The following is a 21472-nucleotide window of genomic DNA, read 5'->3' as shown; positions in this document are numbered from 1 at the left end:
TAATCGAGCGAATCGTTTGGTGGTGTAACCCTCAAAGAGAGACACCTTGCGGTTTTATTCTGGAGGCATTGCACCCCGGCCGCTAGTCGTCTCTTTGGGGGACCGGTCAGACGGAGAAGTTCCGCCACCGTCCTGCGCCTGCGGTGAGCGGTGAGCGCATCGTGCGCTGGCTCCTCTGCCAGGCCGAAGGGCCGTCGGACGGAACGGCCTCTGAACGGCCCGCCTCCTCGACGACGGCTGCGGTCAGCACCGCGGTCACGGCCGCGATCTCCTCCGGGGTCGGGGAGCCGCGGAGGATGCGGACGTTCACGCCGTGCTCTGCCGTCTCGTCCGTAGTGAACAGCCCGGTACGGACCGGCGCCGCCGCATGCCGCCTCGCGCGTCGCGGGAGCGGTTCCTGCCCGGTCACAGCGGGATGTTCCCGTGCTTCTTGGGCGGAAGGCTGGCGCGCTTGCCCTTGAGTGAACGCAGTGCCTTGATGATGGCGACGCGGGTCGCTGCCGGCTCGATCACGCCGTCGAGCTCACCGCGCTCTGCGGCGAGGAACGGGCTGGCGACGTTGTAGGTGTACTCGTTGGCCAGCTTGGTTCGAACGGCGGCGACATCCTCGCCTGCGGCCTCAGCGCGCTTGATCTCGCCGCGGTACAGGATGTTGACCGCTCCCTGGCCGCCCATCACCGCGATCTCCGCTGTAGGCCAGGCCAGGTTGATGTCGGCGCCGAGCTGCTTGGAGCCCATGACGATGTATGCCCCACCGTAGGCCTTGCGCAGGATGACGGTGACGAGCGGCACTGTGGCCTCGGCGTAGGCGTAGAGGAGCTTCGCGCCGCGGCGGATCACGCCTGTCCATTCCTGGTCGGTGCCTGGCAGGTAACCGGGGACGTCGACGAGGGTGAGGATCGGGATGCTGAATGCGTCGCAGAACCGCACGAAGCGGGACGCCTTCTCACCGGCCTCGATGTTGAGGGTTCCGGCCATGGCGTTCGGCTGGTTGGCGATGATGCCGACGGTGCGGCCCTCGACCCTGGCGAAGCCGATGACGATGTTCGGGGCGAACAGCGGCTGGACCTCGAGGAAGTCGCCGTGGTCGACGACGTGCTCGATCACCGTGGTGACGTCGTATGGCTGGTTCGGCGAGTCGGGGATGATCGTGTTCAGCTTGCGATCGGCATCCGTCGTCTCCAGCTCGACCTCGCTCTCGTAGACCGGGAGCTCTGCGAGGTTGTTGTCTGGAAGGAAGCCGATGAGCGTACGTGCGTAGTCGAGGGCGTCCGACTCGTCGCTGGCGAGGTAGTGCGCGACTCCCGACCGGGTGTTGTGGGTGAGCGCGCCTCCGAGCTCCTCCATGCCGACGTCTTCGCCGGTGACGGTCTTGATCACGTCCGGGCCGGTGACGAACATCTGGCTGGTCTTGTCGACCATGATCACGAAGTCGGTGAGGGCGGGGGAGTACACGGCGCCACCGGCTGCGGGGCCCATGATGATCGAGATCTGCGGGATGACTCCCGATGCGGCGGTGTTGCGGCGGAAGATCTCGCCGTACTTGCCGAGGGCGACGACGCCCTCCTGGATCCGGGCGCCGCCAGAGTCGAGCATGCCGATGATCGGGACGCCGGTCTTCAGGGCGTGGTCCATGATCTTGATGATCTTCTCGCCGGCGACCTCGCCGAGCGATCCGCCGAAGATGGTGAAGTCCTGCGAGTAGACGGCGACCTGGCGGCCGTGGATGGTGCCGGTGCCCGTGACGACGGCATCGCCGTACGGCCGGGACTTCTCCATGCCGAAGGCGTGCGTGCGGTGCCGGACGAACTCGTCCAGTTCGACGAAGCTGCCCGGATCGAGGAGCTCGGCGATCCGCTCCCTCGCGGTCATCTTGCCCTTGGCGTGCTGCTTGGCGATGGCGGCGTCCCCTGAGGCCGTCACGGCTTCGTGGTATCGCTGCTTCAGATCGGCCAGCTTCCCGGCGGTCGTGTACAGGTCGGGGGCGTCGGGCGTAGCTGCGTCTTCGGTCACTTATTCACTCTACTGTGCAGGGATACTGGCATACCGTTGGCGGATGCCTACAAGGAGGTCGTCGGCACCTTGTGGAATTACGGCGCGTATCGTGGTGCCATGACTGTCGAGTTCCCCCGTTCTTCCGCCGTCGCCTCCCGCCTCGTCGTGCTGTCCGAGACCCCGTCCACCAATGACGTGCTCGTCGCAGCTGCCGCAGATCCGGATGCGTGGCCGGACTTCTCCGTCGTCGTCACCGACAATCAGACCGCCGGCCGTGGTCGTCTCGGTCGGTCGTGGGTGAGCCCGCCAGGCACGACGCTCGCCGTCTCCGTCCTCGTCCGGGCGGATGCCTCGCTTCGGATCGACGCGCTCGGCTGGCTTCCGCTCGCCGCCGGGCTCGCGATGACCCGCGCCGTGCGGGAATCCCTCCCCGCGAGCGACGGCGTCTGGCTGAAGTGGCCGAACGACGTGCTCGTCGACGGACGGAAGATCTGCGGTGTGCTCAGCGAGCTCGTCGTCGGAGAGACGCCCAGCGTCGTCGTGGGCGCCGGAGTGAACCTCAGCATGACCGAGGATCAGCTGCCTGTCCCGACCGCGACCTCGCTCGCCGTTGCCGGGGCGGAGCATCCGGACGCCGACCTCGTGCTCGAGACCTACCTCAGAGAGTTCCGCGGCCTGCTCGACGCCTTCCGCGCCGCGGGCGGGGACGCTCAGGCCAGCGGACTGCAGGCGGCCGTCACCGAGGCGTGCGGCACGATCGGTGCGAGGGTCAGCGTCGAACTCCCCGGCGGCAACGTGCTCGCGGGGATGGCCCGCGGTATCGACGTCTCCGGACGGATCGTCGTCCAGGCCGACGGGTCTCCGGATCTCACGCCGATCTCGGCCGGTGACATCACCCACCTCCGTTCGCGGTAGCGGTCTGGGCTCGCGGATGCCACGATCAGAACGCCGGGAGGCGGCGGTGCGGTCGGTCGCCCGGCATGGCCGGTGGTAGGAATGAAGCATGGTCGAGTACCCGAGCGCTCCGTCGAGCCTGCCTCATGACGGCCAGCGATCCGTTGTCCCCACCGAACGAGTGGTCGCTCGACTGCGCCCCAACGCCCGCGCCCTGTTCTGGCCGGCTCTCCTGCTGATCGCGCTTCCCGGCGTCGCCGTCTACGCCATCAGCCTGTTCTCCGAGACCTGGCAGCACATCGCGATCGTCGCGGGGGCCGCTGCGCTCTTCGTCCTGCTCGTGCTCTTCCCATACATCTTCTGGCTCAACCACCGCTGCACCATCACGACCAGGCGGGTGATCGCGCGTCGCGGGTTCTTCGTCCGGGAGCGCAGGGAGATCTTCCACAGCCGCGGCTACCACGTCACGCTCAAGCGCACGTGGCTGCAGAGCGCGTTCCGCTCGGGCGACATCGTGATCAGTTCGGGGGTGGAGAAGCCGCTCGTCCTCCGCGACCTCCCCGGAGCGGACCAGGTGCTCGACACGCTGCAGGATCTGATCGAGAAGAACCAGGTGGTCCTCGGGAATCAGGCCGGTTCGCTCGGAACGGTGACCACCGCGTTCTGACCCGCCCGAACGCCTCCCGTGTCTGGCGACAGTTGCCTGCCCGGTGCGAACACCCAGTAGCGGTAGAGCGTGAACCGGAAGACGGCGCCGAGGCCGAGCCCGATGACGTTCGCCGAGATGTTGTCTGCGAGAACGGACGTGAAACCGAGCCCGTAGTGCGACAACCACAGGCAGCCCAGGCCGATCCCCATCCCGGCCAGCGACACCGCGAAGAACTCGACACCCTCCCTGGCGGTGTTCGACTGGCGCTCGCCGGAGAAGGTCCAGTAGCGGTTCCCCAGCCAGTTGGTGACGATCGCGAGCAGCGTGGAGATGATCTTCGCGATGAGTGGGCCCGTATGCACGTTTTCGGGCGAGAGCAGGGTCAGCCGGAGGGCGTTGAAGACCATCAGGTCGACGAGCAGCCCGGCGGCGCCGACGATACCGAACTGGATCGCCTGGGTCATGAGGCGTCGCGCGCGGCCGGGCGGCGCGGTTCGGGTCATGTCCTGCTCCGGTTCGGAAGGGGCTCGAGTGGATGCCGGTGCGCCGTGCGCGAGGATAGGCTGGCGTACGCAGTTTATGCGACTCTCCGGTGGTTCCCGCTGGGAGTTCCCTGCGCTGCAGAAGTGACATCTACCGCTGGGAGGCGACGGCCGTGGTCCGTGTTGGAGTGATTGGCGGCGGACAGCTCGCCCGGATGATGATCCCGGCAGCGGTGAACCTCGGCATCGAACTCCGTGTGCTCGCCGAGGCGGACGGCATGGCCGCCCAGCTCGCAGCGACAGGCGTCGGCGACTATCACGACGCCGATACCGTGCTCCGGTTCGCCGAGGACGTCGACGTCATCACCTTCGACCACGAGCATGTTCCACAGGATGTCCTCCGCCGTCTCGTCGACGCCGGCGTCGCCGTCCACCCCGGACCTGACGCACTGCTCTACGCGCAGGACAAACTGCTCATGCGCCAGAAGCTCAGCGACCTCGGCCTGCCCGTCCCCGTCTGGGCCCGTGTCGAGACGCCGGACGAGCTGCAGGCGTTCCTCGACGACAACGGCGGACGTGCCGTGGTGAAGACCCCACGGGGCGGATACGACGGCAAGGGCGTCAGGGTCGTCTCATCCGCCCGCGACGCGGACGACTGGTTCACGGTCCTCGCCGAGAACGGAGCGGGTGACGCCCTGCTCGTCGAGGAACTCGTCGACTTCCGCCGTGAACTGGCCCAGCTGGCCGCACGCCGGCCGTCGGGCGAGCTCGTGCTCTGGCCGGTCGTCGAGTCTGTCCAGCGCGACGGTGTCTGCGCCGAGGTCATCGCCCCAGCGCCCGGCTCCGCGGGGCGTATCGTCGAGGTGGCTGCCCAGATCGCCACAGATGTCGCAGGGGGGCTCGGCGTCACCGGGGTCTTCGCGGTCGAACTGTTCGAGACGACCGACGACAGGCTCCTCGTCAACGAACTCGCCATGCGGCCGCACAACTCGGGGCACTGGACCCAGGACGGGTCGACCACGAGCCAGTTCGAGCAGCACCTGCGGGCCGTGCTCGACCTCCCGCTCGGTGCGACCGGATGCTGCGAACCCCACACCGTGATGGTCAACATTCTCGGAGGGCCGGTCGAGGGCGCGCTCACCGAGCGGTACGCGAGCGCGATGGAGTTCCACCCGACGGCGAAGATCCACAACTACGGCAAGGATCCCCGGCCGGGGCGCAAGGTCGGCCACGTCAACGCGAGCGGCCGCGACCTCGACGTGGTCGCCTATGAAGCGCGCGCCGCAGCGGCGTTTTTTCAGGACTGACATTTAGCATGGGCTTCATGCCATTTCACGATTCTCCGCGCCCTCTTGTCGGCGTCGTCATGGGCAGCGACTCCGACTGGTCGGTGATGGCTGCCGCCAGCGAGGTCCTCTCCGAATTCGGGGTCGGCCACGAGGTCGAGGTCGTGAGTGCGCACCGTACGCCGGAGAAGATGATCGCGTACGGTCGGGATGCCGAGTCGCGCGGACTGAAGGTGATCATCGCCGGAGCAGGCGGTGCCGCCCACCTGCCAGGGATGCTGGCATCCGTCACCACTCTTCCCGTCGTCGGCGTGCCTGTGCCGCTGGCGAAGCTCGACGGCCTCGACTCCCTGCTCTCCATCGTGCAGATGCCGGCGGGCGTGCCTGTCGCCACGGTGTCGATCGGCGGGGCCAGGAACGCCGGCCTGCTCGCCGTGAAGATCCTCGCAACCGCAGACCGTGAGCTCACGGTCAGGCTGGCGGACTTCTCGTCCGCGCTCGCCGCGCAGGTCGACGAGAAGAATCGCGCCCTCAAGTCCACCCTATGAGCGTCTACGCGGCCAGTCCGATCCGCCACCCGGACCTCAAGGCCACCGCACTGATGACCAGGCGTGCCTGGTGGCTCGTCACCCTCAACTTCCTCATCCCCGGCTCGGTCCAGGTGCTCGCAGGCAACCGCCGCCTCGGCCGGCTCGGACTCGCCGCCACCCTGTTCATGTGGCTTCTCGGCATCCTCGCCGTTCTGGCCTGGTTCCTCTGGCGGACGGCCGCGCTCACCATCGTGACCAACTCGTGGGTGCTCACCGGCGTCCAGCTGCTCCTGGCGGCGTACGCGGTGCTCTGGCTCGTGCTCACCATCGACACGCTCAGGCTGGTCCGGATCGTCCGCGCGGCGCCTGGCGCACGATTCTGGATCGCGGCGTGCACCGTCCTGCTCCTCGTCGTCTCCGTCGGCACGGCGACGGCAGGGGCCTACTACGCGGGAATCACCCGCGGTACCCTGCAGTCCATCTTCGGGAACGGGGCATCCGTTCCCCCCGTCGACGGCCGATACAACATCCTCCTTCTCGGCGCAGACGCCGGACCGGACCGTGAGGGACTCCGCCCTGACAGCATCTCCGTGGTGTCTCTTGACGCTGAGACCGGCCGGATGACGATGATCGGCCTGCCCCGCGACATGCGGAACGTGCCGTTCTCGGAGGACTCCCCGATGGCAGAGCTCTACCCGAACGGCTACCGGGAGTGCGACGTGAGCGCGTGCAAGCTCAACTCCATCTACACCGAGGCGGATCTCCGCCACAAGGATCTGTACCCCGACGCCGCGTCGAAGACGTCGAGCGCGGGTGTCGAAGCGACGAAGGAAGCAGCTGAGGGCATCACCGGGCTCGAGATCCAGTACTACGCGCTCATCGACATGCAGGGCTTCAGCGCCCTGATCGATGCGCTCGGCGGAGTGGAGATCACCGTGAAGAAGCGACTGCCGATCGGCGGGGACGAGAACCTCCAGGGGGTCGACGAGTGGATCGAACCCGGGACGAGAACCCTCAACGGGTATTACGCACAGTGGTACGCCCGGTCGAGGCACAACACGAGCGACTACGACCGGATGGCGCGGCAGCGTGAACTGCAGGCCGCGATCCTCGACCAGTTCACCCCGGCGAACGTGCTCTCGAAGTTCCAGGCCATCGCGCAGGCCGGAACCCAGGTGATGCGCACAGACATCCCGCAGGACATGCTCGGCTATTTCGGCAACCTCGCGATGAAGTCGAAGGAACAGCCGACGAGTTCGGTCGAGCTCACCCCGGCGAACGGCATCATCCCCGACGAACGCGACTTCGACGACTTCGACGCGATCCGCGCCCTCATCCGGGCAGACCTCTACCCGCCGACATCGACGCCGACCCCGAAATAGTGCGGACAGGGGCGCACAGCTGCCCCGTCTAAACTTCTTGTCGTGTCACTGAAAGAAACCGTGGAGCCCCGCCACAGCGAGAGCGTCCCCGGATTCCGCCCGGTGAGATTCCGCCCGGACATCCAGGGCCTCAGGGCAGTGGCCGTCCTGCTGGTCGTCCTGTACCACGCGCACCTCCCAGGTCTGTCCGGCGGGTACATCGGTGTCGACGTCTTCTTCGTGATCTCCGGGTTCCTGATCACAGCGCACCTGCTCGGTTCGATCGCCGGGCGCGGGCGCGTGGATTTCGCTGACTTCTATGCACGGAGGATCCGGCGGATCCTCCCCGCATCATTCGCGGTGCTCGTGCTGTCGACGGTGGCAGCCCTGGTCTTCATCCCACCGCTGATCCTGACGCCGGTTCTCAAGGACGCTCTCGCGACCGCGCTGTACGTGCCCAACTTCCAGTTCGCCACCCGCAGCGTCGACTACCTGTCGGACCCGAACCCGTCGATCTTCCAGCACTACTGGTCCCTCGGAGTCGAGGAACAGTTCTACCTGCTCTGGCCCGCCGTCCTCGTCGTCGCTTTCCTGCTCATGCGGAAGTCGAACAGGGGCATCCTGATCGCACTCGCTTCGACCTTCGTCCTGTCGCTCATCCTGTGCGTGTGGCTGACGGCGCGCGCCCAGCCGTGGGCGTTCTTCATGATGCCCACTCGTGCGTGGGAGTTCGCACTCGGCGGGCTGATCGCGTACGCCGTGACCTCCACCAGGATCAGGATGCCCGCGCGCGCGAGCGGGATTCTGGGCTGGCTGGGACTCGCCGGTGTCGTGGCATGCGGCGTGCTCTACGACGACACCACCGTCTTCCCAGGCACAGCGGTGATCCTCCCTGTGGTGGCAACGGGGATGGTCATCCTCGCCGGCTCGGCGCCGACCGGCCGCTGGACGGCAAGCTCGGCGCTCAGCGTCAGGCCCATGGTGTTCATCGGGGCCCTGTCCTATTCCATGTACCTCGTCCACTGGCCGCTGCTCATGATCCCGCAGATCGCCCTGAGCGACCAGGAGGAACTGCCACTGGCGTTGACCCTTCTGCTCGGGCTTGCGAGCCTTCCGCTGGCCTGGCTTCTCTACCGCTTCGTCGAGAATCCGGCGCGCACCTGGAAGCCGCTCACTTCCAGGCCCCCTCGCGCCACCCTGTTCGCTGCGCTTGCGACCACTCTCGTCGTCGTCGTCCTGTTGGTGGGAGCCGCGCGGGCCGTCGACGCCCTGCCGCTGCAGGCCGGCCGGAGTGCGCCCACCCTCGACGTCTCCGGCGGGCTCGATGCCACGACATTCGTCCCGGACAACCTCCGTCCGAGTCTGCGGGAGGCAAGCTCAGACAACCCCGAGATCTACGCCAGCGGATGCCACCTCTCCGAAACGGAGACAGACGTCACCGGCTGCACGGTCGGGACCGAGGCGGCGCCTCTCAGCGTCGCTCTCTTCGGGGACTCGCACGCGGCGCAGTGGTATCCGGCCTTCGCCGACCTCGCCGAGCGCGGCGACATCCTGCTCACCAGCCACACGAAGAGTTCCTGCCCGTCCGCGATCACGCCGACCGGGGTCCCCGAACTGCCGTACCCGGAGTGTGGACAGTGGCGCGACGGCGTGATCGACGCTCTGGTGGCCGATCCGCCAGACATCGTCGTCCTGTCTAACTTCGCCGTGAGTGTCGGTGACCCTGATGAGGACTCGTTCGCCCCGATGTGGCGCGACTCCATGCGCGCCACGATCGCGGCCCTGTCGCCGACGTCACGAGTCATCGTCATCGGGGACACCCCCCACTTCGACATCGCCCCGTCGACGTGTCTTTCAGGGCATACCGGGGATGCGCTCGCGTGCGCCGGAAGCCAGGAGACCTCGTTGTGGCCGACGGTCGGCCAGGCGGAACGGGACGCGGCTCAGGACGGAGGCGGGGTGTATCTCGACCTCAACGGGTATCTCTGTGACGAGTCCGCGTGCCCGGTCATCCTGGGGGATGTCCTCGTCTACCGCGACAGTCACCACCTGAGCGCGGCGTTCTCGACGGCGCTCGGGACGGAGATCCTCCCCTATCTGCAGGAGTCCGTTCGCTAGAGGTCGGCGTGGAGCGCCCAGACCCGTTCGGCTGAATCCCGCCAGCTGAACGCGCGGGCGCGGTCCTGTCCCGCGATCCGCAACCGCGACGCGCTCGAGCCGTCATCGAGGATCGACGCGATCGCTGCGGTGAGGCGTTCCGGATAGCCCTTCCCGCCCCGCTCGACAGCGACACCTGCACCGCCGGCGACCTCGACGAGCGCAGGATCGTCCGAGTGCACAACGGGAGTCCCGAACGTGAACGCCTCGATCAGGGGCAGTCCGAAGCCCTCATGGAGGCTCGGATAGACGAAGACGCTCGCCCGGTCGAGGACGACGGCGAGGTCCGCGTCCGACAGGTACCCCAGTGCCCTCACGCGTCCCTCGGGGAGCCCCGCCTCGTCGGCGACGGCCGCGAGGGACAGCTCACCCCACGAGTCAGGACCGAGGACCAGGAGGGGGATGTCCGGTGCTCCCGGCTGCCCGAGTCCGGTGATCAGCGGTGTCAGCCCCCTGCGGGGATCGAGGGTTCCGACGGAGAGGACGTACTCCGCGGGCAAATCGAGACTTGCCGCCCGTTCGTCGGCATCCGCAGGCAGTGTCAGATCGGATGCCACTGCGCCCGAGATCACCCGGATCCGGTCGCCGAAATCGATGATGTCGGCGAGCTGCTCGGCGACGGCGTGCGTGGGAACGACGATCGCATCAGCGTGCTTCCGTGCCCGCTTCGCCATCGCCTTGTGCCAGGCCACGCTCGTCGGAGTCAGCGACTTCGGGTGGGTCCAGGCGAGGGTGTCGTGGATGGTGACGACGATCTGGGTCTGGTCGAACTCCCGCTCGTGCTTGCGCAGCGGGGCTAGGAGGCTGGGGGAGTGGATCATGCCCGTGCCGAGCGTCGGGACGATGCCGAGTTGCCAGGCCGCCGCCAGCTCGCGGCGGGGGAGAGTCGTCCGGTGCAACTGGGTCAGCCCGGGAAGAGCCTCCTCGATGAGCGAGATCTTCTCTGTTGGAAGCGCGGACACGATCCCTTCCACCGTGCAGCCACGTGGGGCCGTCTGGACGAGGGCACGGGCCAGTTCTTCGGCGTACCGCGAGATTCCGTTCGGGACCGGCGTGATCATCTGATCGACCACCATCCGCAGCGTCGTTGCCATTGCAGAACCGCCTCTTTCTTCGTGTTGTTCGCCTGTACCAATCTATGCGACACGACGTACCACCCTTTCCGGGGAGCGCGCGGATGCATACATGCACATACGATAGGGACCATGTCTGGGGTAAGAGGGATCTCTCGCGCGCGCGCGACCGCGTTATTCATCGTCGGCCTGCTCGTGGCCGCGATCTTCGTGGCGGCTCCACACCCTCAGTCCCAGACTCCCTCAGCTTCAGCCGCCGGATTCAGCGCGGGCAACATCATCGACGATGCGGTCTTCTACAACGATGCGGCCATGACCGAGGCAGGCATCCAGTCCTTCCTCACCACGAAGGGTGCCTCCTGCAAGGTCGGGGCACTCTGCCTGAAGAGCTACAAGGCAGCGAGCTACGACCGCCCAGCCGACGCCATGTGCTCGGCATATTCGGGCGCTACGTCTGAGACCGCCGCCAGGATCATCTACAAGGTCGCCAAAGCCTGCGGGATCAACCCACAGGTCTTCATGGTGATGCTGGAGAAGGAACAGGGGCTGGTCACGACCACCAACCCGACCACGGGCAAGTACCGGATCGCCATGGGCTACGGTTGCCCGGACACCGCCCCGTGCGACACCCAGTACTACGGATTCTTCAACCAGGTCTACAAGGCGGGGTCACAGCTGATCCGTTACACCAACCCGCCGGGGACATCGAAGTACTTCACCTGGTTCGGGCCGGGCAAGACCGTTCCGATCCAGTGGCACCCCAACGCATCCTGTGGCTCAGGCAACGTCTACGTCGCCAACAAGGCGACGGCGAGCCTCTATTACTACACGCCGTACCAGCCGAACGCCGCTGCCATCCGCGCCGGTTCCGGCACCGGGGACAAGTGCTCCGCGTACGGCAACAGGAACTTCTTCAACTACTTCACGTCGTGGTTCGGATCCACGCGCGGCACAGGGGTGCACGCGAGCCTCGCCGCGTACTACGACAAGAACGCGACAGTGCTCGGCCAGCCGGTCGAACCCGCCAAGACCTATGGCGACGGCGGCATGGGCCAGCGATTCACCAACTACTGGGTGTACCGGACTCCGTCTGGCGTCATCACCAAGACGACAGGCCGGATCGGACGTGACCACGCGGACGCAGGCGGAGGCGCCGGGCCTCTCGGGTACCCGACCGGCGAGTACACGTACTACTCCAGCGGCGCCAGGAGCCAGACGTTCGAGAACGGCACCTATTACTGGACCGAGGCGACCGGCGCCATCTTCACCACAGGACTCATCCGCGCCGCGCACGACGCGCTCGGAGGGGCAGACGGCTCACTCGGCCTCCCCACAGGCGCATACGGAACTGTCGCGACCATCGGGCGGACCCAGACGTTCGAGAACGGCACCATGTACTGGTCGCCGACGACCGGGGCGCGTGTGACCACCGGCGTGATCGGCAGGAACTACGAAGCGCTCGGCGGTCCGTCAGGCGCGCTCGGATTCCCCGCAGGAGACTACGGCGTCGCGCCGGACGACGGACGAAGCCAGGTGTTCGAGAAGGGGACCTACTACTGGTCCACCGGGAACGGCGCCCACTTCATGCTCAGCGAGTTCAACGAGGGCTATGAGAGCCAGGGCGGTGTCACCGGACCGTACGGGTACCCGACAAGCGCTGCGAAGTCCTACGCAGGAGGGGGCTTCGGCCAGAACCTCGAGGCGGGAAGCGTCTACTGGTCGCCGGCAACCGGAGCGCGGCTGACAACAGGGAAGATCGGTGCGGCATACACCGCCCTCGGCGGTCCGAGCGGTCTGCTGGGCTACCCGACAGGCGACTACACCTACCGCAAGGACGGCGGCCGATCGCAGCAGTTCCAGAAGGGCATCATCTACTGGTCGTCCGCGACAGGGTCGCAGTACATGCTCACCGATATCGCCACCGGCTACGCAAAGCTCACTGGCACAGGTGGAACGTACGGATATCCGACGCAGTCGACCGTCGTTCACCCTGGGGGGTTCTCGCAGAAGCTCCAGGCCGGCGTCGCCTACTGGACGAGCTCGGCGGGCCTCAGGCTGACCACAGGGAAGATCGGCGCTGCATACACGGCGCTCGGCGGCCCGACCGGTTCGCTGGGATACCCGACGGGCGATTACCTCGCCAACGCCGACGGCACACGCTCGCAGAAGTTCCAGAACGGCACGCTGTACTGGTCGGCTGCCCGCGGCGTCTGGCGAGGCTGAGGCTGACCCACAGGTCACCCGCTCCGGGAGGGGCGGGTAAACTGGCGTGTGGCCGCGACGGCGGCCCGGGGAGGAACACAGGGTGCGCAGTCGTCAGGTAGTTGCGGTTGTCGTCGCCTACAACCGTCGCGACCTCCTCATCGAGGTCCTGGCCGGGTTGCACTCCCAGTCGCGTGTCCCGGATGCCATCGTCGTCGTCGACAATGCATCCAGCGACGACTCTGCGGCCGTCGTCCGTGAGGTGGCACCGACGGCGACGCTCATCGAACTCTCCACCAACACCGGGGGCGCAGGCGGTTTCGCGGTCGGGATGGCCGCGGCGATCGCGCGTCACGACCCCGACTGGGTCTGGGTGATGGACGACGACACCATCCCGGAGCCGGACGCACTCGGTTCCCTGCTCGACGCCGTCGAACGCTACGACAGCGACGACCTGTGCGCCGTCGGGTCGCGGGTGGTGTGGACCAACGGTGTTGAGCACCCGATGAACACGCCGCGCCGCAACCCCTTCGCCGGGCGCAGGGAAAAGGACCTGGCGTCGCGTATCGACGCGGTCGCCGTGCGCTCGCTGTCGTTCGTCTCGTCGATGTACCGTGCAGACGCCATCCTCCGACGCGGTTTCCCCGTCGTCGACTACTTCCTCTGGAACGACGACTTCGAGTTCAGCGCCAGGCTGCTTCGCCACGGGGTGGGGTTGAGCGTTCCTGCGAGTCGCGTCGTCCACAAGACGAAGGCGCTCGCGTCGACCGATGTCGACCCCGGCCCGCGATTCCGGCTCGAAGTCCGCAACAAGGTGTGGCTGTTCCGGAAATCCCCCGCGCTCAGCGTGGGGGAGAAGATCCTCTACATCGGTGCTTCAGCGTTGCGCTGGGCCAGGACGTTCCGGCTGTCACAGGACAGGCGGACACTCCGGGCAGGGCTCTCCTCAGGGTTGAAGGAAGGTTTCGGCCGGAAACCGCGCCCGAACACCGAGGTCCTCGCCGGCGCAGGCGTGCCGGATGACATTCTCGCCGTTCTCGGGCGTCGGCACGCATGACCGGCACGGACACCCCGCAGCGCCCCGCCCCGTTCTCTCTTCTCCTGCCCGTCTACGAGAAGGACGAACCTGAGCATTTCGCCAGGGCATTCTCGAGCTCGGTCACCGCGCAGACCCTCCCACCGGACGAGGTCGTCCTCGTCCAGGACGGGGCGGTGCCTGAGGCCCTCGAGGCGGCGGTGGCGGATGCCATTGCCTCGACGAACGTCCCGGTCGTCCACCTCCGGATCCCTGAACGCGGCGGCCTCGCGAACGCGCTCACCGCCGGCCTCGCCGCGTGTTCGTTCGACATCGTGGCGCGCATGGACGCGGACGACGTCTCCCTGTCGAGCCGGTTCGAACGGCAGCTGGCGAAGGTGCACGAAGGCTTCGACCTCGTCGGAACCGGCATGCTCGAATTTGCCGATGACACGAGTGCTGTCATCGGTCGCAGAACCCCTCCGACCGGCGCAGACGCCATCGCGAAGTATGCGCGGTTCCACGACCCGTTCAACCATCCCACCGTGATGTACCGCCGCGCCGCCGTCGAGCGGGCGGGCGGGTACGAGGACATCGGCCTGATGGAGGACTACTGGCTGTTCGCCCGAATGATCCACTCCGGTGCGCGCGTCGACAACCTTCCTGACGCTCTGCTGATGTACAGGGTCGGCGCAGGCGCGTACTCGAGGCGAGGCGGGCGCAAGCAGTTCGAAGCCGAGTTGAACCTCCAGCGCGCCCTCCGCACCATCCGTTTCACGACCAGGGCACAGTTCTGCCGCAACCTCGCCGTCCGTGGCCTCTATCGCTTCGTTCCTGTGCGCATTCGGACCGTCCTGTACCGCCGCCTGATCGCCCGCGGTTTCAGCGCCGACGGCGCCTGAGGGTCCTTCGGACTCTCCCAGAAGCCGACTACTACTATTGACGGGTGTCAGTTCTCGTTACCGGCGGCGCCGGATACATCGGTAGTCACGTCGTCCGGCTCCTCCTGGAGAGGAACGAAGACGTTGTCGTCGTCGACAGCCTCGCCAACGGTGACCCCACACGGATCGGCAACGTCCCGCTCGGGGTGATCGATCTGGCCGGAGACGACGCCCCTCGTGCTCTCCGCGCGTTCATCGACGAGAACGAGGTCACCGCGCTCGTCCACCTCGCGGCACTGAAGCAGGCCGGGCAGTCCGTCGAACAGCCGGCCCGGTACTACCGGGAGAACGTCGGCGGCCTGGCGAACGTCCTCTCCGCCCTCGAGGGCACGGCCGTCGACAGGGTCGTCTTCTCGTCCTCCGCAGCGGTGTACGGCAACCCAGACACGTCGCCCGTTTCCGAGGACACGCCGCCCCGGCCCATCAACCCATACGGGGAGACCAAACTCGCCGGAGAATGGCTCGTGGCGGCCGCCGGACACGCTCTGGGCATCAACACGGCCAGCCTGCGCTACTTCAACGTCGCAGGAGCGGGGTGGCGCGACCTCGGTGACACCATGCCGATGAACCTCCTCACACTCGCCATCGACGCCGTTCACCGCGGCGAGCAGCCCCGCGTCTTCGGGCACGACTACGACACACCGGACGGAACAGGCGTCAGGGACTACGTGCATGTGCTCGACCTGGCCGACGCCCACATCGCCGCACTCGATCACCTGGCGGCAGCTCCCGAGCGATCAACGGTGCTGAACGTCGGAACGGGCGAAGGGGCGAGCGTGCTCGACGTCCTCACCCAGCTCTCCACGGCATCGGGCAGTGTGTTCACCCCGCTTCTGATGGACCGCAGGCCGGGTGACCCTGCTGCCGTCGTCGCCGACGTGTCACGGATGAGCGTCGAGCTCGGCTGGCGCGCCCGGCTGAGCCTGGCGGACATGGTGACATCCGCGTGGGATGCCTCGGTATTCACCCGGCAGGGTCAACAGTCATGATCGCCAGGCCATTGCGTGTGACAGCCGAGATGACGAGGTGAGCTGGCTTCTCGCCCTCCCGGTGCTCGTCGTCGCCGTCGGAGTTCTCTACCTGCCCGGCCTTGCGCTGCTGTTCGCGGCCGGCGCGCGCGGGTTCCTGCTGTACGTGGCTGCCCCCGCCGTGTCCGTCGCGGTGATCGCCGTCCTCGGCATCGCGTTCCCCTTCGTGAACCTGGCCTGGTCCGTCCCGGCTGTGCTTCTGGCCATCGCCGTGCTCGGGGTCGTCGTCGCCATTGCCCGCCGCCTCCTCGCCGGCACATGGACACGCCCGCGCGTCCAGCGCAACGCCGTCACCACCGGCTGGACGGTGGCGGCACTCGTTGTCGCCGCCCTCGTGATCACCGTCCAGCTGATCGTGGTCTTCGGCGAACCGGGAAACATGTCGCAGACCTTCGACGCCGCGTTCCACCTCAACGGCACCAAGTTCATCCTCGACACGGCGAACGCGTCGTCGTTCCATCTCAGCGGACTGATCCTGCCGGAGGGCACATCGAGCTTCTACCCGGCCGCGTGGCACGGCGTGGTGTCGCTCGTGTCTGCATCGTCGGGCGGGAGCGTCCTCGTGGCCGCCAACATGGTGAACATCGTCGTCGCCGCCGGTGCGTGGCCGGCCGGAGTCATGGCGTTGACCCGCGTCGTCGCGCCGGGAAGCCGCGTCGCCATCGCCGCCGCAGGCATCGTCAGCGCCGCCCTCCCCGGATTCCCACTGCTTCCGCTCGACTACGGCGTGCTGTACCCGTACTTCCTCGCCCTCGCCTTCATCCCCCTGGCCCTCGCCCTCGCGCTGTCGTTCACCCGGCTGGCCTCGTTCCCGTCCGAGGAGCCGGCTCTGCTCCGCGCCCTGGCGCTTGCGGCAACGGTCGCGGCCATGGGACTTGCACAATCCGCGGCGGTGTTCGCGTGGGCGGCGATGCTGGTCCCCGTGCTCGTCGCGGTGGTGATCCGTCTCTGGCGGAGCCATCCGTCGCCGCGGATCCGATGGACGGCGGTTCTTGCCGGTGCACTCGCCGTCGGCGTCCTCGCAGTGGCCTGGTATGTCATCGGCCGGCTCGGGAACACGGCTCCGTGGGATGCATACGCGACCCCGTTCTACGCCCTGGTCGAGCTGTTCAGCAACTCACGGGAGGGAGCGGCGCCTGCAGTGGTTGTCAGCGTCCTCACCCTCATCGGCCTCGTGTCTGTCGTGCGAGGCGGACGATGGTGGATCGCGGGGATGTGGGCCGTCGCGGCCATCCTCTTCGTCGTCTCCGCTTCCCTGCCGTACGGTGACCTGCGCAACGTCGCCATCGGCCTCTTCTACAAGGACCCGCCGCGGCTGACAGCCCTCCTCGCCACGATTTCGGCCCCGATCGCTGTGCTCGGAGTGGTCGCGGCCTGGAACTTCGCCGTGAAACGGCTCTCGCCTGAGCTCAACGCCAGGCTCCGCGCAGGCAAGGCGTCCGTGATCGCCCCTGTGATCGCCGGCGCGCTGCTCTTGGCCACCACCCAGGCCGGAATGCAGGCCGCAGTGGCCGAGGCACAGCCGAAGTACGCCATGACGGAGTGGTCGCCGATCCTGTCGATCGATGAACGCACCCTCCTCGAACGACTCCACGAGAACGTCCCTGAGGATGCCGTCGTCGCCGGGAACCCCTGGACCGGTGCGTCATTGGCTTACGTCGTCGGCGACCGGCACGTCCTCAACCCCCACTTCAACGTGTCAGCGGAGCCGTCACACGTTCTCATCAACATGCACCTCAACGAAGCGGCAACCGACCCAGCCGTCTGCGAGGCCGTCAGGGAACTCGGCGTCGGATACGTCCTCGATTTCGGCGTGTACACGAGGGACGCCGGCGGAGTGCTCTCCTTCGACAGCACGACCAACTACCGGGGCCTCCTCGATCTCGCTGACTCAGGGGTCGTGGAGGAGATCGACCGCGAGGGCGACAAGGTCCTCTACCGGATCACGGCCTGCGACTAGGGACCGCGTCGTTCCTCCGGCACGGACTCCTGGGGACGACGGATGCGGCCGGTCTCAGCGTCGGTCGTCCTGACCTGCTGCTGCGTCTTCCATCCGCGCCTCAGCGAGGGCGATCTCACGGGCGAGCCTGGTCAGTTTGCGGTCCAGCTGCACATTGCGACGGTACGTCGTCGACACGTAGATCAGGAACGCGAGCACGAAACCGTAGAGCAGGAGGTCCGTGCCTCTGCCGACTCCGACGAGGTTGGCCACCCAGGTGAGCCACTGCGGGAAGATGATGGACCCGATCGCGACGACGACGAAAGCCGCGAGGAACAGACGGCGCAGCGCCAGGTGGCTGTCGCGTCCGGACGGACGGGTGAGGAAGAGGCCGACGACGACGACGCCGACGACGAGAATGATCTGGATCCACATGGTCTTCGTCCTAACGCACGAGAAGGTCGACGAGGATGTTGACCGAGTTCAGCACTGACTGGCCCTTCCCCTTCGAATAGTCGGTGTAGAGGAGTTCGACCGGGTACTCCTCCCACGGCAGCTTCGTCCTGCCCAGCTGGAACACGATCTCCGTGGCGTGGGCCATCCTGTCCTGCTGCAGGTCGACGAGCCTCGCGGCATCCGTCCGGATGACGCGCAGGCCGTTGTGTGCGTCGGTGAGGCGGAGTCCCGTGGTGCGGTTCGTCACCCAGACCGCGGTCTTCAGGATGACCTTCTTCAGCCAGCCCGGCTGTGTGCGGTCGTCGAGGAAACGGGAACCGAAGATGATGGCAGCGTCGTGCTCGCGAGCCGCTCGGAGCATCCCCTCGGCGTCCTCGATCCGGTGCTGGCCGTCGGCGTCGAAGGTGACGATGTACCGCGCTTCGGGTTTCTGCGCCACATAGGAGAGGCCGGTCTGCAGCGCTGCGCCCTGGCCGAGGTTGACCGGGTGTCTCAGTACCCGTGCCCCGGCCGCAGCGGCGACCGCCGCTGAGCCGTCCGTGCTGCCGTCGTCGATGCACACGACATGCACGAAGCGTTCGAGCAGTTCGGTGACGACGCGACCGATGACGGTGGCCTCGTTGTAGAGCGGGATGATGATCCACGCCCCGAAGTCCCGTTCGACGGCAACGTCAGGCTCGTTCGAAGCGTCGGGGGTCATACGCCCATTGTGACAGAACGTTATAGTCTTGGTGCGCACCAGCCGTCGACAGAATGTGTGCGAGGAGCCCACTTGAGTATTCACCCCAACGCCCGAATCGTGCCGTCGGCAGACGTCTCCGAGCAGGCGGACATCGGCGAAGGGAGTTCCGTCTGGCACCTGGCGCAGGTTCGTGAGGACGCGAAACTCGGCCGCAACTGCATCATCGGCCGTGGGGCGTACATCGGGACGGGCGTCGAGCTGGGCGACAACTGCAAGGTCCAGAACTACGCGCTCGTCTACGAGCCCGCGAAGCTCGGCAACGGCGTGTTCATCGGACCCGCCGTCGTGCTGACAAACGACACATACCCCCGCGCCATCAACCCGGACGGCTCACAGAAGAGCGCGCACGACTGGGAGCCTGTCGGTGTCACCATCCGCGAGGGTGCAGCGATCGGCGCACGCGCCGTCTGCGTCGCCCCCGTCACCATCGGCGCCTGGTCCACCATCGCCGCAGGCGCCGTCGTCACCCGTGACGTCCCCGACTTCGCGCTCATGGCAGGAGTTCCCGCCAAACGCATCGGCTGGGTCGGCAAAGCCGGCCTCCGCCTGACCGAAACGGATGCCGGCTGGCAGTGCCCGGAGACCTCGGCACTGTACGAAGAAATCGACGGCACACTCAGAGAGGTAGTCGCACATGACTAAGCCCTTTATCCCCCCGGCAAAGCCGATCATCGGAGACGAGGAACGCGAGGCCGTCGACCGCGTCCTCCGCTCGGGCATGGTCGCCCAGGGCCCTGAGGTCGCCAGGTTCGAGAGCGAATTCGCCGACGTCATGGTGCAGGGCAGGGCGAGCGTCGCCGTCAACTCCGGCACCTCCGGCCTCCACCTCGGCCTCCTGGCCGCAGGCGTCGGCGCCGGTGACGAGGTCATCGTGCCGTCGTTCACCTTCGCCGCAACGGCGAACTCCGTCGCACTCACCGGTGCGACCCCGGTCTTCGTCGACATCGAGCCCGCGCAGTTCACGCTGGACCCGGTCGCGGTCGAAGCAGCCATCACGAGCCGCACCAAGGCGATCATGCCTGTGCACCTCTACGGCCACCCCGCCCACCTCGCCGAGCTCTCCGCTCTCGCCGAGAAGTACGAACTCGACCTCTACGAGGACGCGGCGCAGGCCCACGGCGCAGAGCTGGACGGCAGGCGCGTCGGAACCTTCGGTCGGTTCGGGATGTTCAGCCTGTACCCGACGAAGAACATGACCAGTGGCGAAGGCGGCATGGTCACCTGCGACAGCGAGGAGTTCGTCCGCCGGGTGAAGCTGTTCAGGAACCAGGGCATGGAGACCCAGTACCAGAACGAGGTCGTCGGGCTCAACAACCGGATGACAGACATCCACGCCGCCATCGGCCGCGTCCAGCTGACCAAGGTCGGCGCGTGGACGACGACGAGGCAGCAGAACGCCGCGTTCCTCGACGCCAACCTCGAGGGTGTCATCGTGCCCCCTGTCGCCGCGGGCGCCGTGCACGTGTACCACCAGTACACGGTCCGGGTCCCCGAGGACCGCGACGGCTTCGTCACGGCGCTCAAAGAGGAATACGCGGTCGGAAGCGGTGTCTACTACCCGGTGCCGAACCACCGCCTCCCTTCGCTCACCCACTTCGCCCCAGGTCTCGATCTCCCCGAGACCGAGAAGGCCGCTGCAGAGGTCGTGTCGCTGCCCGTTCACCCCTCACTGTCCCAGGACGACCTGGCTCGCATCGTCGAAGCCGTCAACGCCGTCGCGAAGGCAGGCGCATAGTGGCCGAGTTGCGGGTCGGGCTCCTCGGAGTCGGCCAGATGGGCCGCCACCATGCCAGGGTTCTCCGTGAGCTTCCCGGTGTCGACCTCGTCGCCATCGCCGACCCGGGCGGGGACCCGCACGGTGTCGCCGGATCGCTCGACGTCCTTCCCGACATCGACGCGCTCATCGCGACGGGCATCGACATGGCCGTCGTCGCCGTTCCGACCGCGTTCCACGAGGCCGCGGCGCTGACCCTCGCCGAGGCCGGCGTGCACACCCTCGTCGAGAAGCCGATCGCGCACTCCGTCGAGGCCGGACGGCGGATGGTCGACGCGTTCAAGGCCAAGGGCCTCGTCGGCGCCGTCGGGCACATCGAGCGTTTCAACCCTGCGCTGCAGGAACTCCGCCGCCGTATCGCCGCAGGGGACGTCGGTGAGGTCTACCAGATCGCCACCCGTCGTCAGGGGCCGTTCCCGTCGCGCATCGCCGACGTCGGCGTCGCCAAGGACCTCGGCTCCCACGACGTCGACCTCACGGCCTGGGTGGCCCAGTCGCCGCACAAGACGATCTTCGCGCAGACGATGCACAAGAGCGGCAGGGCGTACGAGGACATGATCCTCGCCACCGGTCGGCTCGAGAACGGCATCATCGTGAACCACGTCGTCAACTGGCTCAGCCCGATGAAAGAACGCGTCACCATCGTCACCGGTGAGCGCGGCGCCTACGTGGCTGACACGAACAGCGGCGATCTGACCTTCTACGCCAACGGCACCTTCCCGACCGAATGGGAATACGTCTCCGCGTTCAGGGGCGTCTCAGAAGGAGACGTCACCCGATTCGCGCTCAACAAGAGGGAGCCGTTGCGGGTGGAGCACGAGGCATTCCGTGACGCCGTGCTCGGCTTGCGCACTGACGTCGTCACCATGGAGGAGGGCCTCCGCACGCTCGCCGTCGTCGAGGGCGTCATCGAGTCTGCCCAGACGGGGAAGTCTGTCGAGTTCTAGG

General features: G+C 67.1%; 20 protein-coding genes. 14 read left to right on the top strand and 6 right to left on the bottom strand.

All coding sequences use genetic code 11. The features are described 5' to 3' along the window. Positions 1-106: 106 nt before the first annotated feature. Together AC1M2K_RS02110 and AC1M2K_RS02105 are read right to left on the bottom strand one after the other, a co-directional pair. Positions 107-409 carry an acyl-CoA carboxylase subunit epsilon gene (locus tag AC1M2K_RS02110; protein ID WP_480237765.1) on the bottom strand — a complete coding sequence of 101 codons (303 nt, stop codon included), beginning with the start codon at positions 407-409 and terminating at the stop codon, positions 107-109. Then, positions 406-2013: an acyl-CoA carboxylase subunit beta gene (locus AC1M2K_RS02105; protein WP_480237764.1), complete on the bottom strand. Its 1608-nt coding sequence runs from the start codon at positions 2011-2013 to the stop codon at positions 406-408. The genes AC1M2K_RS02110 and AC1M2K_RS02105 overlap by 4 nt, the downstream gene beginning before the upstream one ends. A 99-nt stretch (positions 2014-2112) precedes the next feature. Between AC1M2K_RS02105 and AC1M2K_RS02100 the strand changes: the two genes are divergently transcribed. Then, on the top strand, positions 2113-2910 hold the full coding sequence (locus AC1M2K_RS02100; protein ID WP_480239647.1) for a biotin--[acetyl-CoA-carboxylase] ligase: 798 nt from the start codon (positions 2113-2115) through the stop codon (positions 2908-2910). Between the two features lie 88 nt (positions 2911-2998). Next, complete coding sequence (locus tag AC1M2K_RS02095) at positions 2999-3556, top strand: PH domain-containing protein (protein ID WP_480239646.1); 558 nt, start codon at positions 2999-3001, stop codon at positions 3554-3556. Here AC1M2K_RS02095 and AC1M2K_RS02090 read toward each other — a convergent pair. Beyond that, entirely contained in the window at positions 3517-4041 is a 525-nt protein-coding gene (locus tag AC1M2K_RS02090) for a GtrA family protein (protein ID WP_480237761.1), read from the bottom strand. The two genes, AC1M2K_RS02095 and AC1M2K_RS02090, sit on opposite strands and share 40 nt — an antisense overlap. A 152-nt stretch (positions 4042-4193) precedes the next feature. Here AC1M2K_RS02090 and AC1M2K_RS02085 point away from each other — a divergent pair, with 152 nt between their 5' ends. Genes AC1M2K_RS02085 through AC1M2K_RS02070 form a run of 4 tightly spaced genes read left to right on the top strand, consistent with a single transcriptional unit; the run spans position 4194 to position 9315 of the window. Next, on the top strand, positions 4194-5327 hold the full coding sequence (locus AC1M2K_RS02085; RefSeq protein WP_480239645.1) for a 5-(carboxyamino)imidazole ribonucleotide synthase: 1134 nt from the start codon (positions 4194-4196) through the stop codon (positions 5325-5327). Positions 5328-5344: 17 nt separating this feature from the next. Further along, on the top strand, positions 5345-5854 hold the full coding sequence (purE, locus tag AC1M2K_RS02080; RefSeq protein ID WP_480237759.1) for a 5-(carboxyamino)imidazole ribonucleotide mutase: 510 nt from the start codon (positions 5345-5347) through the stop codon (positions 5852-5854). Continuing rightward, the gene (locus tag AC1M2K_RS02075; RefSeq protein ID WP_480237758.1) at positions 5851-7218 is read left to right on the top strand and encodes an LCP family protein; all 1368 of its coding nucleotides are present in this window, start codon (positions 5851-5853) and stop codon (positions 7216-7218) included. Before purE ends, AC1M2K_RS02075 begins: the two co-directional genes overlap by 4 nt. 42 nt (positions 7219-7260) lie before the next feature. Further along, positions 7261-9315: an acyltransferase family protein gene (locus AC1M2K_RS02070; protein WP_480239644.1), complete on the top strand. Its 2055-nt coding sequence runs from the start codon at positions 7261-7263 to the stop codon at positions 9313-9315. Here AC1M2K_RS02070 and AC1M2K_RS02065 read toward each other — a convergent pair. Continuing rightward, positions 9312-10448, bottom strand: coding sequence for a glycosyltransferase family 4 protein (locus AC1M2K_RS02065; protein WP_480239643.1), 1137 nt, complete (start codon positions 10446-10448; stop codon positions 9312-9314). The two genes, AC1M2K_RS02070 and AC1M2K_RS02065, sit on opposite strands and share 4 nt — an antisense overlap. 111 nt (positions 10449-10559) lie before the next feature. Between AC1M2K_RS02065 and AC1M2K_RS02060 the strand changes: the two genes are divergently transcribed. The 5 genes from AC1M2K_RS02060 to AC1M2K_RS02040 all read left to right on the top strand — a co-directional run bounded on the left by AC1M2K_RS02060 (position 10560) and on the right by AC1M2K_RS02040 (position 17573). Continuing rightward, positions 10560-12650 carry an LGFP repeat-containing protein gene (locus AC1M2K_RS02060; RefSeq protein WP_480237755.1) on the top strand — a complete coding sequence of 697 codons (2091 nt, stop codon included), beginning with the start codon at positions 10560-10562 and terminating at the stop codon, positions 12648-12650. A gap of 82 nt (positions 12651-12732) precedes the next feature. Then, positions 12733-13686, top strand: coding sequence for a glycosyltransferase (locus AC1M2K_RS02055; protein ID WP_480239642.1), 954 nt, complete (start codon positions 12733-12735; stop codon positions 13684-13686). After that, entirely contained in the window at positions 13683-14546 is an 864-nt protein-coding gene (locus AC1M2K_RS02050; protein WP_480239641.1) for a glycosyltransferase, read from the top strand. The genes AC1M2K_RS02055 and AC1M2K_RS02050 overlap by 4 nt, the downstream gene beginning before the upstream one ends. Before the next feature lie 44 nt (positions 14547-14590). Beyond that, positions 14591-15574, top strand: a complete 984-nt coding sequence (galE, locus tag AC1M2K_RS02045) for a UDP-glucose 4-epimerase GalE (protein WP_480239640.1) — start codon at positions 14591-14593, stop codon at positions 15572-15574. Between the two features lie 37 nt (positions 15575-15611). Then, a complete protein-coding gene (locus AC1M2K_RS02040; protein ID WP_480239639.1) occupies positions 15612-17573 on the top strand; it encodes a DUF6541 family protein in 1962 nt (653 codons plus the stop codon). A 54-nt stretch (positions 17574-17627) separates the two neighbouring features. On the opposite strand, the gene AC1M2K_RS02035 is transcribed toward AC1M2K_RS02040, so the two are convergent. Together AC1M2K_RS02035 and AC1M2K_RS02030 are read right to left on the bottom strand one after the other, a co-directional pair. Further along, positions 17628-17987, bottom strand: a complete 360-nt coding sequence (locus AC1M2K_RS02035; RefSeq protein ID WP_480237750.1) for a DUF2304 family protein — start codon at positions 17985-17987, stop codon at positions 17628-17630. Positions 17988-17997: 10 nt separating this feature from the next. After that, the gene (locus AC1M2K_RS02030) at positions 17998-18708 is read right to left on the bottom strand and encodes a glycosyltransferase family 2 protein (protein WP_480239638.1); all 711 of its coding nucleotides are present in this window, start codon (positions 18706-18708) and stop codon (positions 17998-18000) included. Positions 18709-18780: 72 nt separating this feature from the next. On the opposite strand from AC1M2K_RS02030, the gene AC1M2K_RS02025 reads away from it, so the two are divergent. From AC1M2K_RS02025 to AC1M2K_RS02015, 3 genes are read left to right on the top strand one after another with little or no spacing between them, the layout of a single operon-like run. Then, positions 18781-19392 carry an acyltransferase gene (locus AC1M2K_RS02025; RefSeq protein WP_480237748.1) on the top strand — a complete coding sequence of 204 codons (612 nt, stop codon included), beginning with the start codon at positions 18781-18783 and terminating at the stop codon, positions 19390-19392. Continuing rightward, positions 19385-20485: a DegT/DnrJ/EryC1/StrS family aminotransferase gene (locus tag AC1M2K_RS02020; protein ID WP_480239637.1), complete on the top strand. Its 1101-nt coding sequence runs from the start codon at positions 19385-19387 to the stop codon at positions 20483-20485. The genes AC1M2K_RS02025 and AC1M2K_RS02020 overlap by 8 nt, the downstream gene beginning before the upstream one ends. Next, a complete protein-coding gene (locus AC1M2K_RS02015) occupies positions 20485-21471 on the top strand; it encodes a Gfo/Idh/MocA family oxidoreductase (RefSeq protein ID WP_480237746.1) in 987 nt (328 codons plus the stop codon). Before AC1M2K_RS02020 ends, AC1M2K_RS02015 begins: the two co-directional genes overlap by 1 nt. Position 21472: the final 1 nt, after the last annotated feature.

It is taken from the genome of Mycetocola sp. Y171, assembly GCF_056713165.1.
This window is presented reverse-complemented; position numbering and strand designations above follow the sequence as displayed.

Excerpts from the sequence above, each read along its gene's own strand:
- AC1M2K_RS02100 (WP_480239647.1), top strand. The coding sequence starts at position 2,113 with ATGACTGTCGAGTTCCCCCGTTCTTCCGCCGTCGCCTCCCGCCTCGTC.
- AC1M2K_RS02060 (WP_480237755.1), top strand. The coding sequence starts at position 10,560 with ATGTCTGGGGTAAGAGGGATCTCTCGCGCGCGCGCGACCGCGTTATTC.
- AC1M2K_RS02030 (WP_480239638.1), bottom strand. The coding sequence starts at position 18,708 with ATGACCCCCGACGCTTCGAACGAGCCTGACGTTGCCGTCGAACGGGAC.
- purE (WP_480237759.1), top strand. The coding sequence starts at position 5,345 with ATGCCATTTCACGATTCTCCGCGCCCTCTTGTCGGCGTCGTCATGGGC.
- AC1M2K_RS02035 (WP_480237750.1), bottom strand. The coding sequence starts at position 17,987 with ATGTGGATCCAGATCATTCTCGTCGTCGGCGTCGTCGTCGTCGGCCTC.
- AC1M2K_RS02065 (WP_480239643.1), bottom strand. The coding sequence starts at position 10,448 with ATGGCAACGACGCTGCGGATGGTGGTCGATCAGATGATCACGCCGGTC.
- AC1M2K_RS02075 (WP_480237758.1), top strand. The coding sequence starts at position 5,851 with ATGAGCGTCTACGCGGCCAGTCCGATCCGCCACCCGGACCTCAAGGCC.
- AC1M2K_RS02050 (WP_480239641.1), top strand. The coding sequence starts at position 13,683 with ATGACCGGCACGGACACCCCGCAGCGCCCCGCCCCGTTCTCTCTTCTC.
- AC1M2K_RS02020 (WP_480239637.1), top strand. The coding sequence starts at position 19,385 with ATGACTAAGCCCTTTATCCCCCCGGCAAAGCCGATCATCGGAGACGAG.
- AC1M2K_RS02095 (WP_480239646.1), top strand. The coding sequence starts at position 2,999 with ATGGTCGAGTACCCGAGCGCTCCGTCGAGCCTGCCTCATGACGGCCAG.
- AC1M2K_RS02090 (WP_480237761.1), bottom strand. The coding sequence starts at position 4,041 with ATGACCCGAACCGCGCCGCCCGGCCGCGCGCGACGCCTCATGACCCAG.